The 13,188-nt window shown below is 34.6% G+C and carries 14 protein-coding genes; 9 read left to right on the top strand and 5 right to left on the bottom strand.

Annotated features, from left to right (window positions below; all coding sequences use genetic code 11):
• Nucleotides 1-78 precede the first annotated feature (78 nt).
• The 4 genes from SOLCA_RS07255 to SOLCA_RS07240 form a co-directional block, all read right to left on the bottom strand.
• Nucleotides 79-1,797 (bottom strand): hypothetical protein, encoded by a 1,719-nt coding sequence (locus SOLCA_RS07255; protein ID WP_157604525.1) that lies wholly within the window; start codon nt 1,795-1,797, stop codon nt 79-81.
• 488 nt (nt 1,798-2,285) lie between these two features.
• Nucleotides 2,286-2,711, bottom strand: a complete 426-nt coding sequence (locus tag SOLCA_RS07250) for a hypothetical protein (protein ID WP_014679790.1) — start codon at nt 2,709-2,711, stop codon at nt 2,286-2,288.
• A gap of 154 nt (nt 2,712-2,865) precedes the next feature.
• Nucleotides 2,866-3,066: a hypothetical protein gene (locus tag SOLCA_RS07245; RefSeq protein WP_014679789.1), complete on the bottom strand. Its 201-nt coding sequence runs from the start codon at nt 3,064-3,066 to the stop codon at nt 2,866-2,868.
• A 96-nt stretch (nt 3,067-3,162) separates the two neighbouring features.
• Nucleotides 3,163-3,687: a helix-turn-helix domain-containing protein gene (locus SOLCA_RS07240; protein WP_014679788.1), complete on the bottom strand. Its 525-nt coding sequence runs from the start codon at nt 3,685-3,687 to the stop codon at nt 3,163-3,165.
• Between the two features lie 909 nt (nt 3,688-4,596).
• Here SOLCA_RS07240 and SOLCA_RS07235 point away from each other — a divergent pair.
• Nucleotides 4,597-5,172, top strand: coding sequence for a YciE/YciF ferroxidase family protein (locus SOLCA_RS07235; protein WP_014679786.1), 576 nt, complete (start codon nt 4,597-4,599; stop codon nt 5,170-5,172).
• A 176-nt stretch (nt 5,173-5,348) separates the two neighbouring features.
• On the opposite strand, the gene SOLCA_RS07230 is transcribed toward SOLCA_RS07235, so the two are convergent.
• Entirely contained in the window at nt 5,349-6,581 is a 1,233-nt protein-coding gene (locus SOLCA_RS07230) for a cation:proton antiporter (RefSeq protein WP_014679785.1), read from the bottom strand.
• Nucleotides 6,582-7,595: 1,014 nt separating this feature from the next.
• On the opposite strand from SOLCA_RS07230, the gene SOLCA_RS07225 reads away from it, so the two are divergent.
• From SOLCA_RS07225 to SOLCA_RS07190, 8 genes are all read left to right on the top strand, one after another.
• Complete coding sequence (locus tag SOLCA_RS07225) at nt 7,596-8,168, top strand: hypothetical protein (RefSeq protein ID WP_014679783.1); 573 nt, start codon at nt 7,596-7,598, stop codon at nt 8,166-8,168.
• Between the two features lie 399 nt (nt 8,169-8,567).
• Complete coding sequence (locus tag SOLCA_RS07220; RefSeq protein ID WP_042479474.1) at nt 8,568-8,861, top strand: universal stress protein; 294 nt, start codon at nt 8,568-8,570, stop codon at nt 8,859-8,861.
• A gap of 10 nt (nt 8,862-8,871) precedes the next feature.
• The gene (locus SOLCA_RS07215; protein WP_014679782.1) at nt 8,872-9,711 is read left to right on the top strand and encodes a hypothetical protein; all 840 of its coding nucleotides are present in this window, start codon (nt 8,872-8,874) and stop codon (nt 9,709-9,711) included.
• Nucleotides 9,712-9,816: 105 nt separating this feature from the next.
• A complete protein-coding gene (locus SOLCA_RS07210; RefSeq protein WP_081479980.1) occupies nt 9,817-10,140 on the top strand; it encodes a DUF1003 domain-containing protein in 324 nt (107 codons plus the stop codon).
• Between the two features lie 12 nt (nt 10,141-10,152).
• On the top strand, nt 10,153-10,599 hold the full coding sequence (locus SOLCA_RS22215) for a DoxX family membrane protein (protein WP_014679781.1): 447 nt from the start codon (nt 10,153-10,155) through the stop codon (nt 10,597-10,599).
• 146 nt (nt 10,600-10,745) lie between these two features.
• Nucleotides 10,746-11,792, top strand: coding sequence for a 2-hydroxyacid dehydrogenase (locus tag SOLCA_RS07200; RefSeq protein ID WP_014679780.1), 1,047 nt, complete (start codon nt 10,746-10,748; stop codon nt 11,790-11,792).
• Nucleotides 11,793-11,823: 31 nt separating this feature from the next.
• Complete coding sequence (locus SOLCA_RS07195) at nt 11,824-12,249, top strand: hypothetical protein (protein ID WP_042479469.1); 426 nt, start codon at nt 11,824-11,826, stop codon at nt 12,247-12,249.
• Between the two features lie 100 nt (nt 12,250-12,349).
• Nucleotides 12,350-13,186: an ATP cone domain-containing protein gene (locus tag SOLCA_RS07190; protein ID WP_014679777.1), complete on the top strand. Its 837-nt coding sequence runs from the start codon at nt 12,350-12,352 to the stop codon at nt 13,184-13,186.
• Nucleotides 13,187-13,188 lie beyond the last annotated feature (2 nt).

The following is a 13,188-nucleotide window of genomic DNA, read 5'->3' as shown; positions in this document are numbered from 1 at the left end:
TTTTGAATGTGATTTTTTTTAGAGCCATCATGAACCCACATCCATCATTCATAGTCGTGAATTTATATTCTTGCGGGTTTATTCAAAGCGTATAAATTCAGGACGCTGAATGGGCGTAGTTCTGAATCGTATATTCGGGATGCCTCTGATCTGAATACCGGTTTTTTCCATATCTGAAGGGCCTCCAGGGTAGAGATAAGCCCCTATTTCTAAGGTACGAAACGCGAGACTTTCATTTCTAATGCGTACACCGGTTCCCAGCACGGAGTACAGCCGGTTTCCGAAAAGGAGTTCATCATTGTCTCCAAGCTGCGCTACCTGGGCAACTGTAAAAAAATTAAATTTAAACCCCAATAACTGAAATGGAGCATAGCAATTAGCTTCACCTGTAAGCTTAATACGCTGATACCCATGTAGCAACTCAGAATCATAGCCTATGATGCCCTTTTCAGTGTTCAGGTTAATCGACTTATTAAAATGGGGATTTATTCCGATCATATAGTTTAAACCGACCATGTAACGAAGCTTCCATCGACTAAGGGAGTAAAGTTTAGTGTAATAATCATTTTTAAACTCCATCACCACATCTTCAAACCCATTTCTGAAAAAACCGCCCAGGCCAATGGTTGTTACCATAAAATTGCCCTTGGTAAATATCTTTGAGCGTTCAAATTGTGCTCCTGTATAAATCCGTTCCCTGTTAATCCATCTTTCCACACCTGTTGTTAGTGCCAGATTGTAGCCGCTTGGAATATCTTCTATTCGGCCAAATCCATACACATAACGTGTTTTGAAATAGCTTTGTAGGAAAAAGTTGTATTGTCCGATTACATATTGGCGATTGTTATAAACGGGATCTAGACGGTAAATCTGCTGCTGTGGTTGGCGACTAAAATCAATAAGGCTATACCTTAATGATATCGCTTTGCGAGTACGATTCTCAAAACCTATTTTAAGCAGTTGCTGCACATTAAATGCCCAGGCTCCCCAAACATCAAAATATTTGTAGGCATAGTTTCGATAAGAACCAGCCGATCGGGAGTCAACATCTATGGAGTAATTGTATGACATGGTTAAGCCACCACCTATCCTCACGGTAGGTTTATAGAGTTGCCTGTCCATATGCATAAATAAAGAAGTTTCATAAACCCCAGTATCAATAGGAGCTGCGTCGTTTAATGTGGTATAGCCAATGGCTGCATCCACAAAACTCCCCAACACATTATATTTGGCATATGAAGCAGCCGTTCCTACAGTAGGTTTACGATGCTTGTCAATACTCATTGCCACGTCAACTCGCTGACCTCCTCCCAGAAAATTGACATTGTATAGTGTCACCTTTGAGTTGGCAAAGCTTGCTCCGAATTCAAAAGCATCCTGAGTAATGATTACTACATCGACAGAGTCCTTAGTATGTGAAAGAGGTTTAATAGAAATTTCTGCTGCCTGGAAGAAGGGTAAATTACGCAGGTAATACGCGTTATATGCCATAAGATATGGACTCACTGTATCGTTCTTGCTGAAAAACAATCCTTCCTTGATAACCTTGGTTTTGGTGTTTACGTGCAAAAAGTCCAGAAGATGTTGCAGTTTTAGAATGCTATTATGTTGTTGACGATTTTCCTTTGTGTCTTTGTTAAAAACGTTCACCTGAAGGATAATAACATCACGAATCACCCTACCATGATATGGCCGATATGGTCTTTCACTTAGAACATCATAGGCTGCATTCTTCAATATTTTAATCAGTGTATCTCCCGAATTGCTATATCTTAGTGAATCTATGGTAAAACTCATTTTATTTCCCGAATCGGAAGTAAGTGTGTCATTGTAAAAAGAAAAATTTGTGAGTCCCCAAGCATCGTTAACAGCTTGTACTACGAGAGGAAATGAGCAAAAGAATATGTAAGCAAAAAAAATTATAGGCCGACTTCTGTTATTCTTAAGTTGCATCATAATAAAATATACGCAAATAGCTTGTCCATTTCAAGATCACTTATAAAGCTCCTACACCTTGCATATTGTTGTAATCCAAAGATTGTGCCTATTATATCATTTTAAAGCGTCCGTTTGTAGCATTGGTAATATTGGGCAAGTGCAAGTTTAACTAACATGGCCTATCGACTTTTTAACGATTATTTTGCTTACCCCCACTATATTATTTCAACAATAAAGTGCTTTTGATTTTTCAATAACCTCGCTTCCCTCCTTACGTAATTCAATAATTAATAATTAATAATAATAAAAGGTTCACCCTTTTATATGATGGTGAACCTTGGGCTTGTTTACTTTTTGGAAGTAAGTCCTTTAAATGCTTTGCTTAATTCATACATGTCATGATCGAACTTTTGCTTAAATGACGACCAATCACTGTTATTATATTTGTAATCGGTGATTCGCTGGCGCAGATCATCGTTTTTAGCTTCCAGATCTTCAATTTTTTTACTGTATCGGCTACTTGCCTTGGCATTGCCTTCTTTAGCTTTTGATTTCATTTTTGCTTTTAAATCGGCAATATCTTTATCATTACTCTGAATTTTTTCCTGGGCATCTTTCTTAAACTGTGCATAGTCTAAAGAATCTACATTATTAGCTAAAACCCGAACGTCCCGGGGCTCAATTATTTTTAATAAACCCTCTCGGCCAAAGGCCAAAACACTCAATCCCGCTATAAAACCTATTATAATTAAGGACATAATTAACTTTTTCATCTTATTAAATAAGTTGTTAAAAAACATTCATTGAACCCGCTATTGCCTATGCCTCTAACTCAATATACCTTTGTAGTGTTTAAGAAATAGCTTTAAAATCTCAAAAGAATAATGAGCCAAAAGATTTTCGACTCATTATCATATTAAATAGAAATTATAGTTGTTGAATAATTAAATCTAATTCCTCTTTGGTTTTACCCAATTTGGTTTCAATCTTTCTCAACATTTCTCCTCTATTACCCTGTTCGTAGTGAACATCGGCATCTGTTAAAACAGGAAACTTTGCAATAAGCTTAGTTTTTTGTTCAGACCATTTTCCTTGTCCGAACGTTCCTGATGATTTGGTTTCTTCCATGATTTTTATTTTAATAGTAGTTTAACAATTACAGAATAAATGTATCACTATAAACCAGCGGGAACGTTACATAACTAAATCTAATAATTACATAATTCACACATTATCGAGACCTACTATGCCCCGTCTTTTATGTTTTAATTGTTTAAAATAGGAAGGAGTTAATCCGGTGATTCTTTTAAATTGGTTAGAAAGGTGGGAAACGCTACTAAAATGCAGTTTATATGAAATTTCTGTCAAACTCAGTTCATCATACACCAATAATTCTTTTACCCGTTCAATACGATGGATTATAAAGAATTTTTCAATGGTGATACCTTGCACTTCAGAGAAAAGGTTAGCTAAATAGGTATAATCGTGATTAAGTTTTTCGCTTAGGTAGTCAGATAGGTTTATTTTCAATTGTTCATCGGTGTAATGAACAAGTTCGATAATTAAACTTTTAATTTTCTCAATGAGTATACTCCTCTTATCATCCATCAACTCCAGCTCATATTTTCGCAACCCTTTGTCGAGCTGTTTTAGTTGTTCTTCAGTAATGCTCCCCTTAATTTCAACTTCACCTAATTCCAATTGAGAATAATTCAAACCCAGCTTTTCCAATTCGGCTTTCAATATCATTTTACAGCGTATACATACCATATTTTTGATGTGAATTTTCACTGAGTATTAATATTTATCTTCATTTTAATGAATTCATATAAATGTACAAAAACAATAGGATTGATGATTTAACTTCATTTAAGCAAAGCCTTAAAAAGGAGATGTCTAATTTAAATTCCTTTAGCAAAAAGTCTTACAGGCTATACTAAAATTCTACAGCTAATAATAGTTTTGAAATGAACATATTTCCTTGTTTTACTGCCATATATGGATTGAGGAACATCCGAAAGCAGCTAAAGAAGAGCATTTATCAAAAAACAGATTTGGTATTATTTAATCAAAGATGCTAACGATGATGAAACGTTAGCTGATTTAATAATTAAATACTTTTATGAAATAGTTCAAATGGAAATCCCTCAGCAAATTAATGATTTTTCAAATGCAATTTTAGAAGAAATCACAAATAAAGTAAAGAAAAACAAGGTATTTTCAGTGGGTGATTTAGATGAATTAAGGTTCGTTTAATACAAGAAGAAAAGGAGAGAAATACGATTAAAGACTTTTTCAAATTACGTAAAAGTATTCATTACATCAGTAAAACATGAGCCCATTAATTAAGATAAATCGGCTCATGTTTACATTCCAAATTTGAAATTGATGCAACCAAATCATGAATAAACAGGTTTAAATGATAATAAGTTCTCCCAGGACTTCATAGGTAGATGTTGCCCTGATCAATGATTAGTTGATGATCAGGGCTTTTTATTTCAAAGAATTAATGGAATTAAAGTACCTAAAAGAGATCATCATGGGCAATTAATTCCTGTTCCAAGGATGTTGAATTAAGGAAATAGCCTTAGAAGGCATATTCCAAAAGAGGCATGCTTTTAGATTGACTATATTCAACAAACTTAAAATCAATCAATTATGACAACGACACAAGAAAGAAGTAAATCTTCATCAAAAAAGTTGGGAATGAATAAAGTTGACAAGATGACTCATGATATGAGCAAGTCAGAATTTCATCAATTTTTCATAGACGAACTAAAGGATATTTACTGGGCCGAGAAGCATTTAGTGAAAGCCCTTCCTAAAATGAAAAAAGCATCCACCTCATCGATATTGGCAACAGCATTTGATAAGCATTCACAAGAAACCATGGATCATATTTCCAGATTAGAACAAGTTTTTGACTTATTAGGTGAAAAAGCAAGTGGCAAAAAATGTGATGCAATGGAAGGTCTTGTTTCTGAAGCAGAAAGTATTTTAAGCGACACAGATAGTGGAACAATGGTAAGAGATGCTGGTTTAATATTAGCAGCACAAAAAGTAGAACATTATGAAATTGCCACTTATGGAACTCTTAAAGCGTTTGCAGCAAACATGGGACATACTGAAGTAGTGAAACTTTTGAATGAGACCCTTGAAAATGAAAAAGCTACCAACATTACTTTAACTAAAATTGCAGAAGGTTATATTAACCAAGAAGCAAGTAAGGAATAACCAATTATCTAATCAAAATGACCGCCAAGTTGAGAAGCGAAGCGGTTTTTTGTATTTTTTAAGAGATGTTTTTATCCAAAATGTGCTTTAAGATCGTCATATTAGTTCTGAAAATGAGGTAATGACTGCCCTAAGAACAGCCTTAGTTTGATGAAATTCATAATAGGATCATGAGCCTAAGCTTCACGATCTTTTAAAACGGTAATTAGTTTGTTTAAAGACAATCCTTGTACAATTATAGAAAATAATACTATAAAGTAACAACCGGAAAGTATACCTTCCTTATAAGGCGAATCTGGCAATGATAATGCCATTGCAATAGAAATACCACCACGCAGGCCTGCCCAACTAAGTATAAATAAGTTATTGAAATTAACTTTCCCTAGCAGGAAGAGTGCCGGTAACGATACACTTATAATTCTGGCAATAAGGATTATCATAATTGCAAAAAGGCTTAGCAGCCAGTATTCCCTTAAAAAAGGCATGGCTACCATCTGCAGGCCAATCATGACAAAGAGGATGGTATTGAGTACTTCATCTATAAGTTTCCAGATTCTCAGGAGGAAATCATCTGATACTTTATCTTCATGAAAGCTGTTGTTGCCTATGATAAGGCCCGCTGTTACGGCTACAAGCGGTACAGAAGCATGAAAATAACCTGCAAGCATTGAAATGCCTAATACTAGGGCTATGGATATAAGCAAAATGGTCTGAAAATCTTTAATTGATTTAATCAGCATATACCCAACATATCCAATGGCAAGCCCAATAACGATTCCACCCAAAACTTCATGGATAATCAGCCCTGCTATGGTATTGAAACTAATAACTACACCAGGTTTCTGCACCAGTTCCAGTAGGAGTATAAACACAAGCAATCCAACTGCATCATTAAAAAGGGATTCCCCGGCAATAACAGTTGACAGCTTTTCCGAGATTTTAGAGCGTTTTAGAATTGATCCCACAGCTATGGGGTCAGTCGGAGAGATCAGAGCTCCAAAAATAAAACAATAGATCAGTGGGAGGTTGATGCCAAACAAACCTGCAAGGTAATATAAGAATATCCCAAACAAAAACGTTGAAAGCAGAACTCCTAAAGTGCTTAAAGCAAAAACGGGCCATTGCTGTTTCCTTAATTTTTGGTAATCAAAATGCAATGCACTGGCAAAAAGTAGGAAACCAAGCATTACATCAAGCAGGATACTTGAAAAATTCATGCTGTCCGATGCCTCTCTGATCTTAGCCGCGAGTTCGTTATTTGTTTTACCGACAATTACAATAATTACAGAAATCACTACGGAAATTGCCACTATGCCTATGGTTCCCGGAAGCTTGATAAAGCGCTGGTTGATATAGGAAATCCCTGCACTTACAAGTAAGAGCAGGGTTATAAGTTGTAGTACATCCATAAAGTTTCTTTAGATTTTCAGAAGGTTGATAATGTATTTTTACTCATTTTGTCTCCCTCTATTTTTCTAGCACGATAATGCGATTGCAAAGCAGCAAAGTGGAGTCTTCAATATACGGAAGGCCATATTCATTGTTAATTAATAATGAAATCTGTTGTTTAAATTTTTTCATTTTCTATAATTAATCTCAAATTACTAAAAAAGCACCGGTGTTAATCACCGATGTCATTACAGGGCTTAAATACTTTTAATAGTGTATTTCCTATATTGCAATTAAAATCGTTACAGATCCAATGTTAGCTGTTTTATCCTATATTTTGCCAACTATCACAGTCTCATCAAACGACTCAACTAAGTAATGAATAAGAATGCCTTAAGAGTATTTTCGAAGAATTTAAAAGAAGTGGGTAACCCATCAGTAATTAAGGAAAATCTTGCCAAAGCTTATTTAGGATGATGTAGGTTTAACCTACTTTGGTTGGAGTATTAATGAAAATCAGTTCATTGCTTAATATTCCCTAATATCTTTAATCTCATTATAAGCATTCGTTAAAATGACATGTTGTTCATGCATAATGACAACACATTCAACAGTTATTAAGTCAATGAGAGGGAGAATTCTACTTTTAAATTAGCCCAAGTTCAGGAAAGCTTACAGATCTAGCAAACTTAATGATTCCTAACTCTTCTGGATCATCATCAATTAATAGACATGTGATTGGTTCGATCATAGCCTAAATGAGAAAAAGTTTGACGTTTTGGTTGACTATTGAAGTAATAAAATAGCAAATAAATTAAAAAGGCCGATCGTTAAGTAAACAATCGGCCTTTATATCTATGAAACCAATGGTAATCTTCTTCAATTTAAGTCTCTAATATTATTTCCATAGGGCATCTGTAGTTTTATTAAAAGTTAATCATTTATTTTTTTATGATTAACCTTTGATATAATTAATAAATTGCTGAATATCAGTTAATTTGATTAAATTTAAAATCAATGCTAATTATTTTTTTATGACTAAACTAAAAGCTGCTTACTTAACATTCGGGATTCCACATACTTCAAAAAAGCATTCGTGGGAAGGGAATAACATCTTAAGAATTACAGTTGTGATATACTTGATTAATGGTAAGTTTTATTCGGCAACTTCAGAACATAGAAATTCCCATATTCGTGCTGGACAGCTAATTCATATTGGTCTTCGTTTCCCAGATGAATCTATTTCGGAAATACAGCAACATAATATATTTGAATTTTATGTTTATTTAGAGGCATTTGATGGATATCAAACATTAAATATTGAAACTATGAATGATACATTCATAGTTGATGGAATGAGAATAACCTTAGATAAAGATACAATTTCATATAATTCGTCTCATAAAAAACAGTTATTCGAACATCGTATTGAATATAAAGAAGAAATTGTTTTAGTTTTTGAGGATAATACTGTTGTTGCCTCCGGATATAATGATCCTAAAGGACACCTAATTATTGATGGTGGCCCAAGTGAAGTTAAATTTAGAAGACCACCTGAACCAAACTATTTTCCATTCCAACCAACATTAAAAGAACCTGTAGGATAATTAAATAAGCTAAAGCATGTAGAAAACTTAAAGGTGGGTGACTTAATAGGTCATTCGATTGATTCTGAATTCATCAATCAAAGGATTGTCAAAAAAATGGGTTTGATTCTATTATACAAACATACCAATGACTTCACTAAAAAATTACACAATGGAGTAATGTAGGCCTAGCAATTATGGCAGTGAACACTTATATCAGCTTTGAAGGTGCTTATTCATTCCCTCTGTCTATAAAATTGCTGCTAGAGCCAACTGGTTGGTTTATGGTATGGATATCTCTTGACTTTTTGTTTTACGCTTTAAGAACACTCAAAAAAGAAAGACATTATTATAAGGACTATCAGAGGTGAACATTCACTTTTGAGGCAGCGATTAATGAGGTACTCCCTACAAATTTGAATGTCAAATGAACTACACGTCGCTTTACTGAAAGTACACCCTAAGTACGACTGGGACTTTGATGAAAAGGATAAGATAACCAATTGGTTAAAATCTTATTATATTAATATAACATTTACATACGTCAGTGGAAGTGCTAAAAATGAAATTTTCAGGTATTTGTTTGACAAAAGTAATGCATTAGTGGTCATGGGTGCTTATGGACGAAATTCGTTATCATACCTGTTTCAACCAAGTAAAGCCGATTTGCTTATCAGGGGTGTCAATTTACCCATCTTTATCACTCATTTTTAATTAACAAATCATGAAAAAGATCATCGCTGCTTTTGATTGTCTCAGATTCTCTGAAAGTACTTTGGAATATTCTATATTCCTTAGCAAGCAAGAATCAGCTCACCTAGTAGGTGTATTTCTTGATGATTTTACCAGGCGAGGATACAATGTATATGAAACGGTTGTAAAGAAAGGCACTCCTATAGAAAAACTAAAAGAGTTGGATGAAGCTGACCAGGTAACTAAACAGCTTTCAATTGAAAAATTGGAAAAGGCATGCCAGCATTCGGGAATTAATCATAGCGTACATCATGATTATAACTTTTCAATTCGAGACCTGTTGCACGAAAGTGTTTTTGCCGACATTATGATCATCAACTTTAATGAAACCTTTTCAAACAAAACAGAACCTCTTCCTACTCATTTTATTACTGACTTGTTAAGTGATGTACAATGTCCTGTTTTATTAGTTCCCAACAAATTTAAGCCGATTGAAAAATTGGTACTACTATATGATGGAAAACCTTCTTCGGTTTATGCAATAAAGATGCTCAGCTACCTGCTTCCATCTTTAAAGTCCCTCGATACAAAGGTTATTACTGTTAAATCACGTAAGGAATCACTTCATATACCGGATGGCCGATTAGTTAAAGAGTTTATGAAACGACACTTTCCGGATGCTAATTATACAGTCTTAACCGGTTTACCGGAAACAGAAATTGTACTAAATCTTGAAAGTGATGAAGAAATTACTTTAGTAACATGTGGCGCTTACCGGAGAAACCCTGTCTCAATGTTTTTTAATCAAAGTATGGCGGATGTATTAATGAGTGAAATAAAGGCACCTTTATTCATTGCACACAATAAATAGCCAACTCGTCAATGACAAAAAAAAATACAGGAAAAAAAACTAGAAGAACTTTTAGAAACAGAAAATAAGCATTTACAGAAACTTAATCAACTTGTCCTGGATTCGATGCATGAGGAGGCGTTAAGCCGCCCATTTACTCCGTATCCCTTCATTTTACTGAACCTGCTTTTATCATGTCTGGCAGCATTACAAGCTCCTGTTATTATGATGAGCCAGAACCGGAAAGAAGAAAAAGACCGGCAGCGTGCACAAAACGATTACCTGATTAATTTAAAAGCTGAAATAGAAATCAGAAACCTTCATCAAAAACTCGACCTTTTAATTGTTGAACAAATGCAAACACTGTTTGACATTCAAAAGACACAGGTAGAACTAATGGAAGATATAAAAGCTACTCTTAAGAATAGAAATTCTTCGGTAAAAACATAAATGCTTAGTATTATGGAAACTTATCATATAGGATTTTCAATAGCAGCACTTGTAACAAGACTTTTTCTCGGAATTATATTTGTCAGCCAGGGATACTCCAGATTATTCAAGGTAGGCAGCAAACATGTTGCTGATTTTTTTGGAGAACAATTAGCAGGTAAAAACTACCCTAAGTGGATACTATCCTTCAGTGCTTATGCAACAAGTATTTCTGAATGTATAGGTGGGATACTATTGATACTCGGACTCTTCAGAGGCATTGCATTATCTTTACTAAGTATTGACATCTTACTGGTGACCTTGGCATTTAGTGTTATGCAAACAATTGTTGATCTTGAACACATTTTCCCCCGTCTATTATTATTATTAGTCTTGTGGCTGATTCCTTCATCAGTTGACATTTATACACTCGATGAATTGTTAAAGTATGTATTCAATATTGACACAATGATATTCTGATGATCCACCCTAAAGAATGTCTCACCTACCCTTTCATGTATACATGGCTACTAAGTTGATGAAAATCATTCATCCCTTTGATTAAACTCATAACTACAGTGTGTATATCAACATAACTTTATACTATAAACATAAATTTTATGGTCATGAAAGTTATAGTCTTCAGCACCAGAGAATTTGAGAAGAAGTATTTGATCAGCGCAAATACTACCTCATTAGAATTAGTGATGGTTACAGAGTCATTATCACTCAATACAGTCCATCTTGCAAAGGGAGCTGGTGTGGTTTGCATTTTTACAGGCGATGATGCTTCTGCCCCGGTTCTTGTTAAACTAAAAGAGTATAATATAAAATACATCGCCGTTAGAGCCACAGGTTTTGACCATGTCGATCTTAAAAAAGCAGCAGCATTAGGAATAACTGTTGCAAATGTTCCTGACTACTCCCCTTTTAGTATTGCTGAGCACGCAATAGGTTTGATGCTTGCACTAATCAGGAAACTTACGTTGGCTTATCAACAAACTCAGCGATACAACTTTAAAATTGATAATCTGTTAGGTTCAACGTTACATCACAAAACGGTAGGAATTGTTGGCACCGGAAAAATCGGAAGTGCTGTAACCCAAATTTTAAGTGGTTTTGACTGCAACCTGATTGGCTATGATAAGATCAGGAATGAACAGCTAATATCGAAATATCAGCTGCATTATGCTGATTTAAAAACACTATGTAAAAACTCAGATATTATCACTTTACACCTACCATTAAACGAACGAACAGAATACCTGATCAACAAAGAAATGATTGACTTTATGCGCCAGGGGGTAATGATTATAAATACGGCACGTGGCGGCATAGTTAATACACAAGATATTATTGAAGGTATAGAAAAAGGTAAAATTGGATATTATGGGGCTGACGTATATGAACATGAAAAGGACGTGTTCTTTTATGATCATTCAGAAAAAAAGGTTAATGATCCCTTGCTTAAAAAACTATTGAGTTATTCTAATGTACTCATCACTCCGCATCAGGCTTTTGCTACCAAAGAAGCCCTTAATAATATTGCGGTAACTATATTCAAAAATATTAATTGCTGGGCTTTACAGCAAAAAGGGCCTCATGAACTTCATCCTGATCTTGGTACAGAGAACGATAATATTGAACAAGAATCCCTTAATCTGTCTACGTAAACTACTATTTTCATTTAAGAACTATATGACCATGACTACTTTAAGAATTGATAACAATGCAACTGTAACGGACCTGCAACGTAATTTTAACAAGGAATACTCGTATTTGAAAGTCGAGTTCTTCCGGCATCAGCATGAAACAAAAAAAGCCTCGCCTAAATCGGATCAGATAGATTCAAAAGATTTATTAATTAACTATTTAGCAAATGGCAATTCAAATACAATTGATATAAGCGAAGATCGGACTGTTGCAATGGTAGAAAAAGATTTTTGGGAAAAACTAGGGTTGTCGGCTCAAATATTCCGTAAATCGGGTAACCTATGGATCGAAACATCATTAACAGACGATTGGACATTGTCTCGCCAAAATTATGAGGGTTTTCAGTTAAGTGCAGATGCCATTAAACATAAATCATTAGATGATAGAATTGAAGAAAACAGGATTGACAATGAATGATCAATCGGCAAATCAAATAAGCCGCACAGTGTTTTTGATTCTGGTACTGTTGGTAAACCAATAACATTAACTTTACCTAAGTACATTCCATTATATATTTATGTCTATCATTATAACAAAAGCCTCCGGAGAGAAAGCTCCGTTTTCGGAATGGAAACTTGAACAGTCGCTGAGTCGGGCTGGAGCCACAGATGTAGCAATAAGCGCTATTATTGATAATATAAAAAACAAGCTATATGATGGAATAAGTACTAAAGAGATCTATTCAATAGCCTTTCAGCTGTTAAAAAAACAACCGCATGCAATTGCTGCAAAGTATAACTTAAAAAGAGCTATTATGCAGCTGGGACCTTCCGGTTTTCCTTTTGAAAAGTTTTATGCAGAAATATTAAAACATCAGGGATACAGCACATTTTTAAATGTCATTGCGCACGGACATTGCATTAACCATGAGATCGATATAATTGCGAGTAAAGACGATCATTATTACATGCTCGAATGTAAGTTCCATAACCAGGTTGGTTATATGTGTGATGTAAAAATTCCACTTTATATCAATTCAAGATTTAATGATCTGATAAATCAAGCTATTCCGTTGAATAATAAAACAATAACATTTGACCAGGGATGGGTGGTTACCAATACAAAATTCTCGCTTGATGCTATAAAATATGGGGAATGCATGGGATTAAAGCTAATCAGCTGGGATTATCCGGCAGAAAAAAGCATCCGAGAAAGCATAGACAGCAAATCTCTTTACCCAATTACTTGTTTAACGACATTATCAGCAGTTGAAAAAATGAAATTACTGGAAAATGGCATCATACTGTGTAAAGAAATTTGTGCTGACCATACCATTCTCTCATCAATTGGCATCAGTAAAACAAGGTTTCAAAATGTAATTAAAGAAAGTAGTGAGGTGATTGGTTCAGCCTGATT

The sequence above is a fragment of the Solitalea canadensis DSM 3403 genome, from assembly GCF_000242635.2.
GTDB lineage: Bacteria > Bacteroidota > Bacteroidia > Sphingobacteriales > Sphingobacteriaceae > Solitalea > Solitalea canadensis.
This window is presented reverse-complemented; position numbering and strand designations above follow the sequence as displayed.